We start from the raw sequence: 20,487 nt of genomic DNA, 5'->3' as shown, positions 1-20,487 counted from the left end.
GGCATGTGCTTTTTTGCGTTCGGAAAAATAACGAGGGGGGAGGAGAGTAAATGAAGGTTGCCTTATATGTGTGCCGTACAGGTGAAGGGTGGAGCATGATGTTGTCACTCGATATTCGTGTGGATGTGGCCTGGTGGCTAGAGGGAGGAAGTGGGCGACATGTGCTGCGCTGGTTGCTGTTAGATCAGGCATTGCCGTTAAGTCAGGCATCCTGGTTGGTTGAACATTTTGAGATGGAGCGAAGCATGGATCAGTGGGGCCAGCGCGAATGGCAGAGTTATCTTGCGAGGAAGCTGGATGTATTTGAACTGGCCTCGGGGGAAGTTGAGGCGAGAAAAGGTGTAGCGGGCACAGCGGGGAATGTCGCTGCGCGTCGCATTCAGGTAGGCGGGATGCCGCCGTCGTATCCCGCCGGGCAGTGGGCTCAGCTGGAGCGGGACGCGGCCCTGCTGGCTGAGCGGATCAGCGGCCGCCAATTACTGGCGGCCGAGGCGGAGGCGTTGCTGGCGGATACCGCCCAGCCGCCAAGGGAGTGGCGCGCGGCTGCGCAGCTCGCGCGCTTGCACGGGCGGCTGAGTATCACAGCCGCCCTCCAAGGGCCTGCCACGCGCCGTCGGCACGCGTGGCTTGGACGCGCGCGGAGCGCGCCCCGCTGCCACCGTTGTGGCAGCGAAGCCAGGCAGCGCGTGCCCTGCGCTGCCTGCGGCCTGGCGGCGTGCGCCTACTGCGAGGCCTGCCTCGCGCTGGGGCGCAGCCGTGCTTGTGCGCTGCTGCTACGCAGTGCAGCGCAAGGGGCCGTGCCAGTACGCGGCGACGCACCGCGTGGCACGGCTTTGGCCCCCACTGGCGGCGGGCTTGCCCGGTGGGGGCTTAGCGCAGCGCAGAGCGCGGCAGCAGCCGCGGCGCTTGCGTTTTTGGCCCGCCCACCCGCAGGGGATGGGCCGGGGCAGTTCTTGCTGTGGGCCGTGACCGGGGCCGGCAAGACCGAGATGATTTTCCCCTTGCTCCAACATACATTGGATCGCGGTGGACGAGCGCTGGTCGCTACGCCGCGCAGGGATGTGGTACTGGAACTGGCTCCGCGTCTGGCCAAAGCCTTTCCGGACACCTCCCTCGCTACCCTTTACGGCGGCAGTGACGAACGCTGGAAAGATGCTCAGCTCACGCTCGCGACCACACACCAACTGATGCGTTTTTATCAGGGGTTCGATCTCGTCATCATCGATGAACTGGATGCCTTCCCTTACCATAACGATCCCATGCTCGCTCACGCGGCGGCATCTTCCTGTAAACCGGATGGGAATTTTGTATATTTGTCTGCCACGCCACCAGCTCGGCTACAAAGGGAAGCAGCGCAGGGAAAACTCAATCATGCCAAAGTTCCAGTACGTTTCCACCGTCATCCTTTGCCCGTACCAAGATTGATTAAGATGGTTACCGTTGCTGAATGTATTAGGAAACGAAATCTTCCGTCTTCTTTGAAATCTAACATCCAAATTTCATTGCAGCGTGACGCCCAGGTATTTGTGTTTGTGACACGCATTGCCCAGATTGAGGCGTTTGTGAATCTGATGCGCCGTACCTTTCCCGGAATACATATCGAAGGAACTTCATCTCAGGATCCCGATCGCGCCAGCAAAGTTACAGCCTTTCGTGAACGTACAATTCGTCTGCTCGTAACCACCACAATTCTGGAGCGTGGCGTGACCATTCCGCGTAGCGATGTCTTTATATTGGATGCAGACAATGGACTCTTTGATGAAGCTTCACTGGTTCAGATGGCGGGCAGAGCAGGGCGTTCGATGGATGACCCGGCGGGAAGAGTGGTTTTTGCATCATCTCGTCGGACACGTTCACAGGTGAAGGCCGTTGCACAAATTCGGAAAATGAACACCATCGCTCGTCGCAAAGGCTACCTGCATCCGCCATCCCAGACATAATTGTTAATTGTGATCTGCCTAAATATATGAATTAGCATCCATAGTTCAAAGTACACACAGCGTATATTTCCTACATACCATTAGATTCTCCAGACCAGATTGGAGGTTTACACTATTATGTTTAACTGGCTCAGCAACATCACCGATCACGCTCAGCTTCTTACCCAACGCCTCCATCATCTGCTCGCCCCACCTGGAGCGACTTGTCTGACATGTGGCACTCGGGCGATCCTATCCTCGCTCTATCCGGGTATATGCCCACGTTGTGTGCAACAGATTCCATGGATTCGTTCCATCCGCTGCCTGCGTTGTGGTCGGAGCGTTGGGTGCCCGGACTGTGCTCGTCCACATATGCAAAACCGTTCTTTTATCCTCAACCGCAGCGCCGTACAGTACACCCATCTTATGAAGGAATGGATTGGCATGTACAAATTCAGAGGCCATGAACGATACGCGCCGCTCTTAACCGCGCTGTTGATTCAAGCCTTTCAAGCGATGAACGATGAACACATTTCTACTTTGGCAAAAGAACCCCCAGCTCCCGTGGCTCATCTCGCCAAGCCTGCTCAACAAACGAAGCCGCAATGGCGGCCTGCCGCGGTCACCTATGTTCCCGTGAGTAGCGAGCGCCTGGCCGAGCGCGGCTTCAATCAGGCGGAGCGGCTGGCTGCTGGGCTTGCCACCGCCTGCCGCCTACCTATCGTTGATCTGTTGCAGCGCCAGATCAACACCACCAAACAAAGCTTCAAATCACGCGGTGAGCGTATCGAAACGATGAAGAACGTTTTTTCCATCAACCCGGATGGCATGCATTTAATTGAAGAACTATATAGCAAATCTTATCTGCCAACACATATAGGCATGTCACATGTCAAACCCATTCAGATCCTACTGATCGATGATATATATACAACAGGCAGCACCTTGGACGCTTGTGGGCAGGTTATCTTAAATGATGGTTTTACCATGGGAATTCCGGTTGAGATTTACACACTAACACTGGCAAGATCATAGAAAGGAGCTCCGAATAATGAATGACTGCCCAGCATCTTTCAGCCACTTTAGGTGTGGGATCTATACTTTATGATTAATAGTAGACAGGAAAATATGTTCTTTTATTAATCGTTGGTGCATATGTGTGTATCACCTTTCCATGTATACCGTGTGAAATATAATTGTTTGATGAAATTATAAATGAAAACGCAACAAGAAATTTTTTACATGTAAAAAAAGAGGAATTGGTTTTCTCGCGCAGAATAGATAGTTTTGCCGTTCATAGAGGTGACAGCATAGGGAGTGGCACAACATATCTTTTGAAGGGGAGAACAAAAGTGGTCGCAGGAAAAAGAAAAAACGGATTTTACTTATGGACTGTCCGTCTACTAGTATTCATGCTGGTATTCGGACAGTTTGGCATGTACGGGGGGAACCGGGCACATGCAGCGGTAGGAAGCGGGATAGTCTCATCAAGCAATGATTATCAATATGTAATGACCAACAATAACGGCCAATTAGAGGTGAACCAAAAATCAGTTAAACTGAGTTGGGCTAGATCCTACAATATTTCATCAACGGGATATTCTTTCACCAGAATGCAGTCTATCCTGGGTTTCACAAGTGATATTACCAACATAAGCTTTGGATCGTATACATCCAAATATGCCGGACAGATCGATAATGCTTTTCTCATTGATTTAAGCAAAGTTCGTGAGATTGCTACCGAGATGACGTACAGACAACCGTATAACCAAGTCGGACAATGGGAGATCACACATTATAATGTGCTAGGTCAACTGACACCGATTGATGTATATGATTATGATGTCAGACAGTTGAGTTTGGTTGTAAACGCAGATACGGGAGAAGTTGTAGATTTTTACTCTGAACTTAATCCGTACTATACACGTAAAGCTGAACCTGCTTCTTTTACCAAACAGGAGGTAAATCCATTACCGATTAATAATGTACCATCTGTGCCTTCGAATATAACGGGTAACTCCAGTGAAAACACGACTCATATTCGTTGGGATCATGCACAGGAAGCTGTACAATATGAAATTGAGCGTGATGGTACTTTAATGGGTCCTTATTATGGTACCAGCTTCGATGATGCCGTGCTCATTCCTAACCAAAATTACTCTTACAAAATACGTGCCTTAAATTCGATAGGAAAAAGTGAATGGAGTAGTGTCTTTACTATTAAAACACTGCTTAGCGAACCTGTGATCTCCACGAGCTCTGAGCAAGGGAAAAATATAATAGAGTGGGCTGCAATTAATCATGCCGATGGTTATCAACTTCAGATTGATGGTGAAGCCCCGATTGATCTAGGTAATGTAACGAATTACGAACACGTTGGTTTGGAGGCCAACTCCAGTCATACCTATGCATTAAAAGCAGTATCTTCAGATAATGAGAGCAACTGGAGTAGAACGGCTACGCAACTTGTTGTGCCAGACTCAGCCAGTGGTTTGAAAATTACAGAAAATACATTCAATAAAATCTCTTTAAGTTGGACTGCAATTAAAGGTTCTAGTGGATATGATCTGGAGGTTGATGGGGTAATTGTTCCGGTCTCTGGTACAACGTACAGCAAGACGGCTCTTATGCCCAATACCGAGCACACATTTCGATTGAGATCTAAAAATGCAGGCGGCGTAGGTAAGTGGACTGATATGCTAACTGTTTCGACACTTTTAGGTACGCCTGTTCTTAAAGCAATTTCATCGCAAGAAGAGATGATTTTGGTATGGCCTGCAATTGAGGGGGCTACCTCTTATGAGGTGGAAGCAGATGGAGTTAATGTAGGAATTGTTGTAGAACCAGCTTATACACACTCTGATCTATTACCAGGAACACTTCATAAATATCGTGTACGAGCTTTGAATGATACCAATACAAGTGCATGGACTGCAGTTTTGTCTCAAAGTACACTCCCCGGCCCTGTTTCGAATCTCACTATAAACTCAGTCACTAATGCAGCTATTGGTCTGAAATGGACAGCAGTGACAGGGGCGACAGGATATGATTTGGAGATTGACGGTACAAATGTACCTGTTACTGGCGTAGCCTACACAAAGAGTAGCCTTGCAGCAAATACAGAACACACCTTCCGTATTCGTTCGAAAAATGCAGCAGGCGTGGGTGATTGGAGTGATCCTCTCAGTACAACGACACTGTTGAATACACCTGTATTAAAGGCTACTTCAGCAGAAACGAGTATCAATCTGACTTGGGCAGATGTACCAGATGCGACTACATACGAGATTGAAGCCGATGGTACGGTTATGACAACATCCAGCGAACTAACATTTGTACACAGCGATCTATTGCCGGGAACGGCACATAAGTATCGTATTCGTGCTTTGACAGAAAACAATACAAGTGCATGGACAACAATGTTGACGCAAAGCACGATACCGGCTTCGGTTACAGGGTTGAATATTAGCTCTGCGACGAACGTGGCGATTGCCTTGAAATGGACAGCAGTAACTGGAGCGACGGGGTATGACCTGGAAATCGACGGTATCATTGTCCCAGTAACGGGAGTGGCCTATACGAAGAGCGGTCTTGCAGCAAATACAGATCATACCTTCCGTATCCGTTCGAAGAACGCCGCAGGCGTAGGTGCCTGGAGCGATCTGATTAGTGGAACAACACTACTCAATACACCCGTATTAAAAGCAACATCAGAAGAAACGGCAATTAACCTAACTTGGGCAGCTGTTGCAGACGCTACTACTTATGAAATTGAAGCCGATGGTGCAGTAATTGCAACAATTAGTGATCCAGCGTATGAACATGTTGATCTGTTACCAGGTACTGCGCATAAGTATCGAATTCGTGCTCTTACGGATATCAATACGAGTGCATGGACAACGATGTTGACGCAAAGTACAATACCGGCTTCGGTTACAGGGTTGAATATTAGCTCTGCGACGAACGTAGCCATTGCCTTGAAATGGACGGCAGTAACTGGAGCGACGGGATATGATATAGAGATTGACGGAACCGTTGTCCCAGTAACGGGAGTAGCCTATACGAAAAGCGGTCTTGCAGCAAATACAGACCATACTTTCCGTATTCGTTCGAAGAATGCGGCAGGCGTGGGTGCCTGGAGTGATCTGATTGGTGGGAAGACATTACTGAATACACCCGTATTAAAAGCAACATCAGAAGAAACGGCAATTAATTTAACTTGGGCAGCGGTTGTAGACGCTACTACTTATGAAATTGAAGCCGACGGTACATTGATTGCCGCAGTTAGTGATCCGGCATATTCACATATCGAGTTGTTACCAGGAACAGCGCACAAGTATCGTATACGTGCTCTAACGGATAACAATACGAGTGCATGGACTGCTGTACTGTCGCAAAGTACGATACCTGCTTCAGTTGCAGGACTTAATATTAGTTCTGTTACGAATGTGGGCATCACTCTAAAATGGACAGCAGTAACGGGAGCCACGGGATATGATCTGGAGATCGACGGAACGGTTGTCCCGGTAACGGGAGTAGCCTATACGAAGAGTAGTCTTGCTGCGAATACGGAGCACACCTTCCGAATTCGTTCAAAGAACTCCGCAGGAGTAGGTGCTTGGAGCGATCTAATCAGTGGTATGACTCTTTTGAATACACCTGTATTAAAGGCAACATCGGAAGAAACAACAATTAATCTATCATGGTCGGATGTAGAAGATATGACCGCGTATGAAGTTGAGGTCGATGGTACAATTGTTGGCATAGTTAGTGAGCCAGTATATATACACGATGGTTTATTGCCCGGAACAGCACACAAGTATAGAATTCGTGCTTTAAAAGGTGAAAACACAAGTGCATGGACAGCAGTGCTGACGCAAAGTACCATCCCTGCTGCAGTTAACGGTTTCATGTTAAATAACGCTACACCTGTTGCGATCTCAATGAAATGGAGCCCAGTTACAGGTGCTACCGCTTATGATATGGAAATTGACGGTGCTGTAGTTTCTGTGAGTGGATCTGCTTATACGAAAAGTGGTCTTCTAGCGAATACAGATCATACCTTCCGTATTCGTGCGAAGAATGCTGCTGGCATGGGTAGCTGGAGTGAGATCGTAACCGCTTCGACTCAATTAAATGTACCAACAACGCTGAAAGCTGTACCTGAAGAAACCGCAGTTACGCTGACATGGAATGAAGTTGCGGGTGCAACAAAATATGAGATTGAGGCCGATGGCATAGTGGTTGCAACAGTGAGTGATCCCTTGTATATCCACAATGGACTACTTGGTGGGACGGCGCATAAGTACCGTATACGTGCCCTGACCGATACTAATGTGAGTGCCTGGACAGCAATACTGTCCCAAACTACGTTGCCTGCCAGTGTCTCAGGTTTAAGTATTACCTCTGCAACTACAGCGGCTATCGCGCTGAGATGGACTGCTGCAACTGGAGCTACAGGATATGATCTAGAGATTGATGGTACAGTAGTTGCCGTGAGTGGAGTCGCTTATACGAAGAGCGGACTTGCCCCAAATACGGAGCATACCTTCCGAATTCTTGCTAAAAATGCTTCTGGTGCAGGAGCTTGGAGTGAGATGATAACGGGAATGACTCAATTAACTACACCTGTGCTGAAGGGGACTTCCGACAGAACAAACGTTATTCTGACATGGGGTGCGGTTATGGGGGCTTCGTTTTACGAAATTGAAGCCGATGGGCAAATTGTGGCGACGGTCAGTGATGCAACATTTACTCATTCTGACTTGTTACCGTCCAGTTTGCATAAATATCGCATTCGCGCATTCAACGATCAGAACACAAGCATCTGGTCTTCTGTAATAAGTATTAGAACATTGAATTAGGAATATAAAATTGGGGAGCAGGGTTGCGTATATGTGCATCCTGCGCCCCTCTTTTGTTTTGCAAATAGACTATGGATTCATCAGAGAAAATAAGGTAATGTATAGTTATTATCTATTCGGAAATGGAAGTTTGAGAGGGGCGTTTTAGCGATGAATCTAGGTAATTGTCCTCGCTGTGGTAAATTATATGCGTTGAATTTTCGAGATGTATGCTCGAATTGTATTAAGGAAATGGAACAGGAATATCAGATCTGTGTAGAGTATCTGCGCGAAAACAAAGGCACCAATATACAGGAACTATCTGATGCAACAGAAGTTTCGATCAAGACCATTACCAAGTTCATCCGTGAGGGACGGATTTCCATCGAAAATGCCCCGAATATGATGTATCCTTGTGAAGTATGCGGAACATTGATTCGTGAAGGTCATATGTGTGACTCTTGTCGTCATCGCTTGACGAAAGACTTGGCTAGTGCGGCTCGCGATGTAGGTCAGAAGGATAACGGCAATATAGGCGGACGAACCTACAATGCTCTCGACAAACTACGCGATTCATAGGAGCGAGGGCTCAATTACATGTTTTGCTATAACAAATGTTTTGAAACGTACCGATAAACTTATTAAAGATTATCGGTTTTTTTTATTATCCTAATCATTTCGATAACATAAAGATAAAGTAAGAAAAACGTATATCAATGTAAAATTCTAACGTGGAAGGAAGTGCATTTTAAATGAAAATCAATGAACCGAGTAGAATTGGCGCCATCAATTCATATCAAAGGAACGTTGAATCCAATCAGCAGGCTGATGCCAAGAAGAGCCGCCGTAAGGACGAAGTATCCATTTCTCCGGAGGCGATGAAGATGCTTGAGGAACAAAGTCGTACACAGGATGCAGGACGCATACAACGGATACAGGAACTTAAAGAACAAGTGAGTTCGGGAACGTATCAGGTAGATAGTAGTAAGCTTGCTGACAAATTGCTACCGTATTTTAAGTCTTTTGATAAGGAATAGGTGATCACGTAATGGCAGCACTGGACAGATTAATTGCAGTTTTGCAGCAAATGGAACAAAGTCACCGCGATATGCTGGCACTCAGCGAGGTCAAGAGACAGGTCATTGTCAAAAACGATGTGGATGAACTCATTGCCGTTCTGAACAAAGAGTCCCGTTTCATGAAACAACAGGAGCCATTGGAGATTGAACGACAGAGTGCGGTTCACGAATTGCTTCAGGAGCGTGGAATCAAGTCCATGCTGAACCTGAACATTACAGAGATCTCCAAACTGATATTTGATCCGGCTGACAAACAGCGATTGCTCGAAGTCCAGAAGAAGCTGGCGGGAACACTGCAGGAGTTAAAGGAAATCAATCAACTGAATCAAAAACTGATCGAGCAGTCGTTGATGTTTATTGATCTTTCAATGGACATCTTTGCTTCTCGGCCAGAACAGGATGCCACATATCAGCATCCTGCTGATAAGAACGGCAATCCAGGGCGAATCGGTCTGTTTGACACGCGTGCCTGATTAATTAGGGGGAAACCAGGTGACATCTACATTTCATTCAATCGAAACGGCTAAACGCAGTTTGTTCACACAGACGACAGCTCTTAGCACAACAGGCCATAACGTAGCCAATGCCAACACGGAAGGGTACTCACGCCAAAAGGTAAACATGCAGGCATCCATTCCAATGGAGCCATTTGCATTTCTGCATAGCACAACACCAGGACAGCTCGGTACTGGGGTAGAGTTTGACTCTATCACACGTGTACGCGAGAAATTCCTAGATGACCAATATCGTAATGAAAACACCAACTTCGGGAGTTGGTCCATTCAACGAGATACACTTGAGAAACTGGAAGCGATTGTGAACGAGCCATCGGACACTGGATTCCGGACGGTTATGGATAACTTCTACAAATCATGGTCGGATCTGAGCAAGAACCCTGAGGACGTTACGGCACGCCGGATTGTTAAGGAAACCACACTCGCTCTTACAGATGCGATGAATCAGATTAGCCGCCAATTGGATGCACTCAGTCAGGATTTGGATAGTAACATCGCTGTGAAAAGTAATGAGATCCAGGGTTACCTGGGGAATATTGCGAACCTCAATAGTGCCATTGTGAAAATTGAGTCACTTGGCGACAATGCCAACGATTTGCGTGACCAACGCGATCTAATGACGGACAAGCTGTCCAAAATCATGAATGTTACCGTTACGGATTCCCCGCAAGGATATCAGATTCAGATGAATGGACAGGCACTCGTTACAGGCGGAGCAGTACAAGTCGCGGTAGATCCTGCTTTTTTGAATGATGCATATACTGCCGGTACACTCACCAATGGTGAAGTTCATGGCATGATTAAGTCCAGAGATACCTTGGTAAGTGATTACCGAAAACAAATGGACGACTTGGCTAATACCCTTGCTAATGGAGATATCGAGATAACTCTTCCGGCAGGTTCGGTTTTACCAGACAATACTGTACTGGATGGGGTTACATACACGGGTGCAGCACGTACACTTGCAACAGACTTGAAGGTTACAGTCAAGGGTCTGAATGGACTGCATCAGCTGGGGTACAGCATGGATGGTACGAACACGGGAGGTGTCCCATTCTTTACAGCAGCGGGTGGTGGAACAACCATTACAGCCGGCAATATCTCATTGAACGCAGAAATCCTGGCTGATCCGAATAAAATTGCGACTTCACTACGAACATCGGATGCTTCTGGTACAGAGACTGTAATCAAAGGTAACAATACACTTGCCATCTTGCTTGCGAATCTGAAAGATACACCGATGAAATCAGCGGACGGTTTACGTAATGCAACGATCGGTGCACAATTCAGTGCCATTGTGGGACAACTGGGGGTACAATCCCAGGAAGCGGCTCGTCAGACATCCAACTCAGAGTTCCTGGTAGAGCAAGTGGATACTCGTCGCCAATCCGTGAGTGGCGTATCTTTGGATGAAGAGATGTCCAATATGATCAAGTTCCAGCACGCCTATAATGCTTCTGCTCGATTTATGACCACATATGATGAATTACTTGATAAGTTGATCAACTCTACTGGAACAGTAGGCAGATAATAGAAGGGAGTGACATAACAGACCATGAGAATAACGAATAACATGCTTAGTTCACAGTTGCTTTTGAACTTGAACCGGAACGCACAGCAGATGAACAACACCCAGACACAACTGGCAACAGGTCGCAAGATCAACAAACCTTCGGACGATCCGGTAGGGATCACATACTCCCTTCGTTATCGTGCAGAACTTTCATCGAATGATCAGTATCAGAAAAACGTAGACAGTGCTATATCCTGGCTTGAGTTCAATGATACGGTTATGAATCAGGCGGGTAACGCCGTACAGCGCCTGCGCGAGTTGACGGTACAAGCTTCGACAGGAACGAATCCACAGTCCGCGCTGGACAGTATTAATGAAGAGGTCAAACAGTTGAAAGAACAGCTGATTGATATCTCGAACAGTAAGCTTAACGGGAAATATATTTTTAATGGCGAGACATACGATATTAAGCCTTATGATTTCCCGTCTAATCCAGACGGTACTTTAGATACAACGAATGCTACTTCTATTGTGACCGATAAAGGGAAGATTAACTTCATCGTAGGTGAAAGTGTTCAATTACCTATTAACGTGAGTGGTAATGAAGTGTTCGGCACAGAGACGGAAGAAGATAACTTGTTCAACATCGTGAATAACATCATGAAAGCTCTCACAGAAGGAAATCAAAAAGAATTATCCAATCAGTTGAACAATATTGATAGCCGTACCGACAAGATGCTTGCGATTCGTTCTGAGATTGGTGCCAAAACGAACCGGGTCGATCTGATGATGGGGCGTTTGGATGATCTCGGAATTAACCTGACAGATCTGCAATCCAAAGTCGAGGATGCGGATTATGCGGAACTGGCAATGCAATCGAAGATTCAGGAAAACATTTATAACGCTTCCTTGTCTGCAGGTGCCAAAATTATCTCTCCATCTTTGGTGGACTTCTTAAGATAAAAAGGAGGAGTTAACGTTTGAGTACTCTTCCCATTCTTCAGATTAGGACAACGCCGACTCTATTAAGTATTGATGCTGATCCAGGACAGTTCTCCATTCGTCAACCCAAAGCTGAGGTACAGTTGAACACCAGACCTGCCAAGCTAACGGTGGAGAGTCATCCGATGAGACTGAGTGTAGATCAGAGCAAGGCGTTCTCTGCTTACACAGGCGGTAATATGATTGATATGAATGCACGGATCTATTCAGGCATTCAACAGATCTTTTTGCAAAATATGGCTGAACGAGTTCAGCAGGGCAATGAATTGGCTGCAATTCATAAGCCTGGAAATACCATCGCAAATATTATTGGCTCAGACTGGCAGGCGAGGCCGTTTCCGGAAACGCGGACACCCGCTTCTTCCGGGAATGTAGAGACTCGTGTCTATACTCAGGCGCCGGATATCAACTTTACTCCAGCTGTCTCGGAAATGAATGTCATTGTGAATAGACCGGAGATTGAGTATAATCGGGGCAAGCTTGATATCTATGTGAAGCAGTATGCATCGATTCAGTACACGCCACCTGCCATAGATATAGGATTCTAGTTATTATAAAGTAGAGCTATAGACGGTCTTGATCTTAGACATCTATGGCTCTTTTTGCATAAAACTTTCGCCAGGGAGGCGTTTATTATTAATATTCAGACAAGCATGTGGGGATCATTAGAGGTCAAAATGGAAGAGGTATATCAATTTCCTAAGGGTTTACCCGGATTTGAAGAGGAAACTGAGTTCGCATTGGTTCCTTGGGAGGATACACCTTTCAGTTATTTACAGTCTACAAGAGAACCGGGACTGGCATTCCTCTTGGTAAGTCCGTTCACTTTTGTACCGGATTATAGTTTTGAATTGGGAGAGGTAGATAAGGTAGAATTGCAGATTGTGGAGCAAGTGTCTGTATACTCCATGGTTACGATTCATTCACAGGCGAATAAATCAACAATGAATCTGCTTGCACCCGTAGTTCTTAACCCCGAGCGACATTTAGGTAAACAAGTCGTGCTCCATCAGTCTTCTTATGATACACGTCATCTGATCTGGGCAGAAGACGATGCCAAATCAGTGAAAGGTGGAGTGTAAATGCTGGTATTATCACGTAAAAAAGGCGAGTCTATTATCATTCAGGATCAGATTGAGGTGACTGTACTCGCTGTAGAGGGAGATACAGTACGTATTGGAATCTCCGCACCCAAGCATATTGATATATTCAGGCAGGAAATATATGCATCCATTCAAGAGGCCAATCGGGAGTCTGCTACGCCGCTTGCAGCCAATATTGAAGCATTTATGGAACGTCTACGAAATACAGAACTCAAAAAAGATTAAAAATATTCCAATTTGCTATAAACAGTTGCTCACCTTCCGTCGATATATAATTTAGACGCTGCTTCGGCAGGGCGGCCGACCTTAATGTCGCGGCGTTTACCACAAGGATGTGGAACTAATTTATCTTCAGGGAGGAAATATCAAATGATTATCAATCATAATATTACGGCGTTGAACACTCACCGCCAACTGTCCACTAACTCTGCTGCAACTAGCAAAAACATCGAGAAGTTGTCTTCCGGTCTTCGTATCAACCGTGCTGGTGACGATGCTGCAGGCTTGGCAATCTCCGAAAAAATGCGCGGTCAAATCCGCGGTTTGGATATGGCTTCCAAAAATGCTCAAGATGGTATCTCTTTGATCCAAACAGCTGAGGGCGCATTGAGCGAAACTCACTCCATCCTGCAACGTGTACGTGAACTTTCCGTTCAATCCGCTAACGGTACGAACACTGAAGAAGATCGTAAAGCATTGCAAAGCGAAGTTTCACAATTGAAATCCGAAATCGACCGTATCGGTGATACTACGGAGTTCAACACTAAGAAATTGCTGAATGGTGCTTTGAAAACTGCTGGAGGCGCTACTGTAAGTCAAGACAGCACTGTTGGATCACAAATTGCTAAGTTGACTGGCGGAAGTGTTTCTGGTGCGATTACTAATGTTGCAGCTGATACTGACTTCGTGAAAGAAACTATCAAAATTGATGGTACTGATGTTGAAGTTAACTGGCAGGACCTTACAGCTGATGAAAAAGCTGTCCTCAAAAACGCTGATACAGATGCTCAATCCAAAAATGCTGCTGCTAAATTGGTTGTTGATAAAATTAACCAAGCTATTGATGCAGGTGGAGGAAAAGTTGCTCACGTATCAGGTTATAGCGATGGAACTAACTTGGTAATTGAGAGTGGTTCTAAAGGTACAGCCTCTGCAATTACAACTACAGCGGGCGTGTTGTTCGACATGACAGCCGATGCTGCAACTGAAACAGCTGGTACTTCAGTATATAATGGCACTACCATTGCTGCTAACTCTAAGTTTGATGTTAAAGTAAATGGTGTTCTTCTTGAAGTTGAACTTACTGCTGCAGTGACAAACGGAACAACTACAATGGACGCTCTAGCTACAGCATTGCAGACTGCTATTGACACTGCAGTTACTGCAAGAAACACTGCAACTGGTAAGACAGCTGGAGAAGAAGGTTTCTTGAGCCCGATAACTGTAAAAGCAGAAGCTGATGGAAGATTGTCACTTAACAATGAAAATGGTCCTATTACTTTTGCTGACCGTGCAGGTAAAACTACGGTTTCTGATCTTGGTCTTTCCCAAGCTCAAACAGATGCTTCTAGCAATGGTGGCGTTACATTCCAAATCGGTGCAAACAAAGGTCAAAGCATCACTTTCGGTGTAAATGACATGCGTTCTACTGCGCTTGGTATTTCTGGTGTGGATATCTCTACTACAGCTGGTGCTTCCAACGCAATCACTTCTTTGGATAAAGCTATCAGCTCCGTTTCCAGCGAGCGCGCTAAATTGGGTGCGGTTCAAAACCGTCTGGAACACACAATCAACAACTTGAACACATCTTCCGAGAACCTGACTGCAGCTGAGTCCCGTGTACGTGACGTAGACATGGCTAAAGAAATGATGGAACAAACGAAGAACAACATCCTTGCACAAGCTGCACAAGCGATGTTGGCTCAAGCTAACCAACAACCACAAGGCGTTCTGCAATTGCTTCGTTAAGATTTACTTCAATACCGAAAGCTCCGGATTATTCCGGGGCTTTTTTTTGTTTTGCTAGGAATTCCCTAAAATAACGATGACCAATGACCGATATATATAATAAATCAAGCGTTCTTGGAGGATAGAGCACATGAATGTACAGTTTTCCTTCTCGGCATCCGGCGCAGCTAACGGACAGCCCCGACCAGAAGTAGCTCCTGTTCAAAGTGCAAGTGAATCAATATCTTCAGCGTTAGCTATTAAAAATTATAAAGATCTAAGCACGAAAGAAAGCCAAGGTGCCAAAATTTCGGTTGCAGATGAGCAATTGATTAAAACGATTGAACGTGCGGTGCAATCTTTGCAAGGCCCCGAGACTACGCTCGAAATCAGTGTACATGAGAAGACTCATGATATTATGGTGAAAGTGATGAATAAAGATACGGGAGAACTTATTCGTGAGATTCCACCAGAGAAAACGCTGGACTTGGTTGCCAAGATGATGGAGATCGCAGGTATATTGGTAGACGAGAAAATATAATTATAGGAGGGATTGAATGGTTACACGTATTAACGGCTTCTCCGGTATGGACGTCGATAGCATGGTTAAGAGCATGATGACAGCCAAGCGTATTCCGCTGGATAAACTGAATCAGGAAAAGCAAATCCTTGAATGGAAACGTGATAGTTATAGAGAAATTAACAGCAAACTCGTAGATTTTCGCACGAACAAACTCATTGATAAGTATGGTAAAAGTGCAGCATTAAATACACAAAAAGCTGTTGTGAGTGGAAACACCGACGCTCTAAAAGCTGAAGCTTCGGCAAACGCTAACGGAATTGATATGAAAGTCAGTATTACGCAATTAGCAACTAAAAAAACAGTAGAAACCTTTGGACTTAATTCCCCTGTATCTAATACCAAAACGCTGGGTGATCTGGAGTTGATGAAAACACCAGGTTTTGATCCAGCCACTATGACGGATGCCGACCGTGAAGCTTTAGCTGCCAAGGAATTTAATTTTACAATAAATGGTGTAAGTTTTGTGGATAGTAATGGTAAGTCTCTATTTACCGGATCTACTTCCATTGCTACGATGGTTGCCACAATAAATGGTAATACTAAAGCTAATGTGACTGCCAAGTACGATGAAATAAGTGGTAAATTGATTATCAACGCTAAAAATAGCGGTACTGATGGTAAGGCAGATCTGGTAGCAACAGATGATAATAGTTTACTTGAGCTGTTTAATCAAAAATACGATTCAGGCACAGATGGTCCTGAGAAATATAAAACAACAAATGCTGTAGATGCCAAATTCAGTGTTAACGGCCGAGATTATACGGATAAGAGCAATACTGTTACCATTAACGGTGTGCAGTTAACTCTTCAGAAGACTACAGCAGATCCGGCAGATCCTTCTAAGGACATACCTGTTATCATTACGACATCGAGTGATACTGAGACTGCTATGCAAACCATTAAGAGCTTTGTAGAGGACTACAACTCGTTAATAACGTTGTTAAATACGAAGTTAGACGAAAATAAATATCGTGACTTCAAGCCGTTGACCGACGAACAAAAGACGGCAATGAAAGATACGGATATTACCAACTGGACTGACAAAGCTAAGAGTGGTCTACTGAAGAATGATGACATTTTAAGATCAGCTCTTTCTAACATGAGAGGTATTATATCTGGTCAAGTCGTCGCTTTGTCTGAGATGGGGATTACAATGGGATCCTACAACTCAGGGGGCAAAATTGTTCTGGATGAAGTCGTTTTGAAAAAAGCATTGACTGAGAATCCTCAAAAAGCGGTCGATCTGTTCCAAGGCACAGGCAGTGAGGCGAATAATGGTATCTTTGACAAGTTGGCAGACAAGATATCAGGTTCGTTGGATAGTCTCGTTACACGTGTCGGAACCAGTAAATTCTCAGCTGATCTCACAGTGAGTTACAAAGAAGAAAGTGCTATGGGTAGGAAACTCAAAGAGTATAATAGTCGAATTACGAATATGCTTACCATTTTGGAAAACACAGAAACTCGTTATTATAAACAGTTCACTGCGATGGAAACAGCAATGAACAAACTCAGTTCACAGTCGTCCAGTCTATTCTCTACCACAAGCTAAGAGAAATTTTATAATAGAGGGTGACCTAATTGATTAAATCTCCATATGAAAAATATCGTCAATCTTCCGTTCAGACTTCAACGCCAGCTCAACTGGTTATTATGCTGTATGATGGGGCAATCCGATTTGTAAAAGTTGGACTTGAGGGCCTGAATAACCAGGATATTGAAAAGGCAAATTTGAATCTGGGTAAAGCTCAGACGATTATTAGCGAACTTATGTCTACGCTAGACCAGTCATTCGATGTATCCAAAAACTTGTTCGCTCTCTATGAGTATACGAACTATCTGTTAATCGAGGCTAATATTCGTAAAAGTCCAGAAAAAGCAGAAGAAGCCATTGGATATTTGACGGATTTGCGGGAAACTTGGGTGCAGGCTTCTAAACTTGCCTCTTCTCAGACTGAAAGTGCTCATGGATAATCTTATTGAGCAATTGTCTATAATGACTCAGAAAGTCATTGAGCGGATTGAGGAGATCTCATATGAGGAACTGGAGTCCTTCATAGAAGATCGACAACATATTGTTGATGCTATAGTTAAAGAGAGTGAGAATTGTCCTCTGGGTGTGAAACAAAAAGAGGAAGTTCATCGGATTTTGGCCTATGATAAAACTTTACTTAATCGTATGAACGCACTTCGGGTTGAGGCACAAGATTGGCTGCATAAACGTAATCAAGCAAAAATGCAGCGTAACGTATATGAGACTGCTTATGCGCCAGATAGTATGCTTATGGATAGAAGAAAATAACATATAAAGAACAGGGCAGATCTCCTAAGATTTGCTCTGTTTTATTTTAAACGTAGTCTGTTAACTCGTCTTATCTATGACAATGAAGATTGTTTTAATAAATAATTGATTGTTCATATAAATATGAGTTAATAGATTTAAGCAAACAATGCCATCTTTTTAGTGATCTACTACTTTTTAGTACAGGTCAATTTTCTGCTTATTCTAAAATAACCCCTTATACTAATTAACTATAATAGTAAAATTATAAAATGTTTAACTTTCGTATATTTTGTTATTCACTCGTTATCTGAATAGTAAACTCTCATCCGAGTTTCCATCATTAATACATTAAAAATAGACTTACCAACCCTCCGATTACCTGATATATTCAAGATATCCCACCTTTCAACACAATCCCCAATTAATCTACAAAAAATTCCAAGAAAACATTTACTTTACCAATTGACAATGGATAACTTTGGATGGTATTATCTGAATTGTGGGCAGAGGTTAAGGCCGAAAGCTTCACTTCATTTGATGACGAAGGGAATGTTAGTGCATGCAAGGTAAAGTAAAATGGTTCAACGCAGAAAAAGGTTACGGTTTCATTGAGACTGAAGATGGCGGCGACGTATTCGTACATTTCTCCGCAATTCAATCCGAAGGATTCAAAACTTTGGAAGAAGGTCAATCCGTAGAATTCGACATCGTCGAAGGCGCGCGTGGACCGCAAGCAGCTAACGTAATCAAATTATAATCATCCGGACAATCCGACCTACATATATGGTTAGATGGTTACCAAATTGAATTATCGCTAGCATCAGACTCCGGTATGTTCCGGGGTCTTTTTTTGTTTCAATAGATTCGAGATTAAGATCATTCCGGGAACAGTATTTTTGTGAGTTTAATAGGTTGTAGCAGTAGATCCAAGAGATCGAGTGAAGTTCATTATACATATTAGATTGAGGTGGCTCAAAAACGGTTAATTACATCATCAAGCGCCTAATAATTCATACCAACTAAATATTCGATTATGGCTGAATATGATGAAATATCGCGAAATATGGCGTTATGCCTATGTTGGCAGATGTGGCTTCAACAGATGTCATTATTCGGTCACCGGGAGTTTTTACATGGCGCTTACATTCGTGTTATAATGAAGTGGCAAAGGAAAAAGGAGGAGTGCCCTATGAATTTAAGTATTCGAGGTCAACAAATCGAGGTTACTGATGCTTTGAAGGATTATGTCGACAAAAAGTTGAGTAGACTCGAGAAGTATTTCGATGCACCCCTTAACTCTGACGGTGCTGTTACATTGAGCACGACGAGAGGTTTGCATACGGTAGAGGTGACGATCCCTTTGAAAGGCATTGTGCTCCGCGCTGAGGATGAGAGCGACGATATGTACGCATCCATTGACTCCGTGGTGGACAAGCTGGAACGTCAGATCCGCAAACACAAAACTAAAATTAACCGTAAGTTCCGCCAGGAAGGCAGCCTGAAAACACTCTTCGTTGAAGATCCAACAGGTACTGTAGCTACAGCTGAACTGGATGCGGACACGGATGAAGATGATTTGGAAGTTGTACGTACGAAACGCTTTATGCTGAAACCAATGGACGTTGAAGAGGCCATCCTCCAAATGAACATGGTTGGTCACAATTTCTTCGTATTCTCCAACATTGACAGTGAAGAAGTTAGCGTGGTTTATAAACGGAACGATGGTAAGTACGGTTTGATCGAACAAGGTTAATTTTAACGTACAGGATCATCGGAACTGAATAAGAATATCTAAATTTTAATAATGAACTCAGGAACTGTAGTTTCCTGGATTAGAGTTAACAAGAGCTTCCATCCCTTAGGGGATGGGGCTCTTTTGTGCGTAGAGGAGCTGGGAAATGACCTATGGAAATAAAATGGTGAAACTATTCCCTATGCTGCTGCGTCTAATAGATAGTATGAAGAATCAATAATCGGTACAATTTAACCACCAGATTCCGATGGTTACGAAAATATTCGTACACCTAATATCGAGAACTTAATTTTGAGATTATCATCCAAATTTACCCTCAAAATTCGTTGACAGGGCAGTCTGCCTTGTAAAATGAAAGAAGACAATCGAACGCTTCCGCTAACGACTATGATTTTTTGCACTTAAACTCCATTTGATATGTCTCAGAAGTTCAAAGAAGTGTGCCGTGGCGTGTTGCGGCGACCCTTACAAACTGTTACAATTTATGCAAAGAGAATCATTGTCCTGATGAGGAATTGTCAACGAATGATCGCTAATCATAATCAATGACAGGCACAGCACCATGAACATGATTCGCAAGGCGCGGGCTTCGGCTAGTTTCTAATAACCGAATCCGTCTGAACACCGAATCAGCTTCATGAGGAACCCTTGGCAAGCCTGGAGTTGATTCATCATATTACTTATTAGCATATGATTTGAATTTGATTTTTACACGGATGACGAAGAGGGCAGAAATGACCTGTAGAAGCGAAGCGTTCGCCTGAAAGCTTTCTGAAAGAAAGCTACATCGGAAGCATACGCTTATCCCCGGAATTCCCCCTCTGAGAAGAGAGTTTAAAAGAAATCAGGGGATAACAGCGATCAAAAGGACATTCTGGCAACTGAGTTGATGAAGTGTAACCTTCATAAGCTCAAATTATATTGTTTGTCACCCCCGGGCAAGTGG

Annotated in this window: 18 protein-coding genes; all 18 read left to right on the top strand. The window is 44.5% G+C overall.

All coding sequences use genetic code 11. The annotated features are described in order from the left end of the window. Nucleotides 1-50: 50 nt before the first annotated feature. Complete coding sequence (locus tag NLBNIHML_RS14340; RefSeq protein ID WP_494354591.1) at nucleotides 51-1,940, top strand: helicase-related protein; 1,890 nt, start codon at nucleotides 51-53, stop codon at nucleotides 1,938-1,940. A 423-nt stretch (nucleotides 1,941-2,363) separates the two neighbouring features. Continuing rightward, complete coding sequence (locus NLBNIHML_RS14335) at nucleotides 2,364-2,954, top strand: ComF family protein (protein ID WP_494354590.1); 591 nt, start codon at nucleotides 2,364-2,366, stop codon at nucleotides 2,952-2,954. Nucleotides 2,955-3,271: 317 nt separating this feature from the next. Further along, nucleotides 3,272-7,783 carry a fibronectin type III domain-containing protein gene (locus NLBNIHML_RS14330; RefSeq protein ID WP_494354589.1) on the top strand — a complete coding sequence of 1,504 codons (4,512 nt, stop codon included), beginning with the start codon at nucleotides 3,272-3,274 and terminating at the stop codon, nucleotides 7,781-7,783. Nucleotides 7,784-7,933: 150 nt separating this feature from the next. Continuing rightward, nucleotides 7,934-8,341 carry a TIGR03826 family flagellar region protein gene (locus NLBNIHML_RS14325; protein WP_494354588.1) on the top strand — a complete coding sequence of 136 codons (408 nt, stop codon included), beginning with the start codon at nucleotides 7,934-7,936 and terminating at the stop codon, nucleotides 8,339-8,341. Nucleotides 8,342-8,514: 173 nt separating this feature from the next. Further along, the gene (gene flgM, locus NLBNIHML_RS14320) at nucleotides 8,515-8,799 is read left to right on the top strand and encodes a flagellar biosynthesis anti-sigma factor FlgM (protein WP_047840678.1); all 285 of its coding nucleotides are present in this window, start codon (nucleotides 8,515-8,517) and stop codon (nucleotides 8,797-8,799) included. Nucleotides 8,800-8,810: 11 nt separating this feature from the next. Further along, nucleotides 8,811-9,314, top strand: a complete 504-nt coding sequence (locus NLBNIHML_RS14315) for a flagellar protein FlgN (protein ID WP_076333996.1) — start codon at nucleotides 8,811-8,813, stop codon at nucleotides 9,312-9,314. Nucleotides 9,315-9,333: 19 nt separating this feature from the next. After that, nucleotides 9,334-10,887: a flagellar hook-associated protein FlgK gene (gene flgK, locus NLBNIHML_RS14310; RefSeq protein ID WP_494354587.1), complete on the top strand. Its 1,554-nt coding sequence runs from the start codon at nucleotides 9,334-9,336 to the stop codon at nucleotides 10,885-10,887. A 24-nt stretch (nucleotides 10,888-10,911) separates the two neighbouring features. Next, a complete protein-coding gene (gene flgL, locus NLBNIHML_RS14305) occupies nucleotides 10,912-11,832 on the top strand; it encodes a flagellar hook-associated protein FlgL (protein WP_494354586.1) in 921 nt (306 codons plus the stop codon). A gap of 17 nt (nucleotides 11,833-11,849) precedes the next feature. After that, complete coding sequence (locus tag NLBNIHML_RS14300) at nucleotides 11,850-12,419, top strand: DUF6470 family protein (RefSeq protein ID WP_494354585.1); 570 nt, start codon at nucleotides 11,850-11,852, stop codon at nucleotides 12,417-12,419. Between the two features lie 129 nt (nucleotides 12,420-12,548). Further along, nucleotides 12,549-12,953 (top strand): flagellar assembly protein FliW, encoded by a 405-nt coding sequence (locus NLBNIHML_RS14295; protein ID WP_494354584.1) that lies wholly within the window; start codon nucleotides 12,549-12,551, stop codon nucleotides 12,951-12,953. After that, nucleotides 12,954-13,199: a carbon storage regulator CsrA gene (csrA, locus tag NLBNIHML_RS14290; RefSeq protein ID WP_076333999.1), complete on the top strand. Its 246-nt coding sequence runs from the start codon at nucleotides 12,954-12,956 to the stop codon at nucleotides 13,197-13,199. Between the two features lie 144 nt (nucleotides 13,200-13,343). Further along, nucleotides 13,344-14,942 carry a flagellin N-terminal helical domain-containing protein gene (locus tag NLBNIHML_RS14285; protein WP_494354583.1) on the top strand — a complete coding sequence of 533 codons (1,599 nt, stop codon included), beginning with the start codon at nucleotides 13,344-13,346 and terminating at the stop codon, nucleotides 14,940-14,942. Between the two features lie 130 nt (nucleotides 14,943-15,072). After that, nucleotides 15,073-15,462: a flagellar protein FlaG gene (locus NLBNIHML_RS14280; protein ID WP_076334001.1), complete on the top strand. Its 390-nt coding sequence runs from the start codon at nucleotides 15,073-15,075 to the stop codon at nucleotides 15,460-15,462. Between the two features lie 16 nt (nucleotides 15,463-15,478). Beyond that, nucleotides 15,479-17,056 (top strand): flagellar filament capping protein FliD, encoded by a 1,578-nt coding sequence (gene fliD / locus NLBNIHML_RS14275; protein ID WP_494354582.1) that lies wholly within the window; start codon nucleotides 15,479-15,481, stop codon nucleotides 17,054-17,056. A gap of 29 nt (nucleotides 17,057-17,085) precedes the next feature. Next, entirely contained in the window at nucleotides 17,086-17,478 is a 393-nt protein-coding gene (gene fliS, locus NLBNIHML_RS14270) for a flagellar export chaperone FliS (RefSeq protein ID WP_440391358.1), read from the top strand. Next, the gene (fliT, locus tag NLBNIHML_RS14265) at nucleotides 17,471-17,806 is read left to right on the top strand and encodes a flagellar protein FliT (protein WP_494354581.1); all 336 of its coding nucleotides are present in this window, start codon (nucleotides 17,471-17,473) and stop codon (nucleotides 17,804-17,806) included. Before fliS ends, fliT begins: the two co-directional genes overlap by 8 nt. 541 nt (nucleotides 17,807-18,347) lie before the next feature. Further along, nucleotides 18,348-18,545 carry a cold shock domain-containing protein gene (locus NLBNIHML_RS14260; protein ID WP_024631599.1) on the top strand — a complete coding sequence of 66 codons (198 nt, stop codon included), beginning with the start codon at nucleotides 18,348-18,350 and terminating at the stop codon, nucleotides 18,543-18,545. 432 nt (nucleotides 18,546-18,977) lie between these two features. Further along, complete coding sequence (hpf, locus tag NLBNIHML_RS14255) at nucleotides 18,978-19,541, top strand: ribosome hibernation-promoting factor, HPF/YfiA family (RefSeq protein WP_124116500.1); 564 nt, start codon at nucleotides 18,978-18,980, stop codon at nucleotides 19,539-19,541. Nucleotides 19,542-20,487 lie beyond the last annotated feature (946 nt).

The organism is Paenibacillus sp. JNU01 (assembly GCF_059130585.1).
This window is presented reverse-complemented; position numbering and strand designations above follow the sequence as displayed.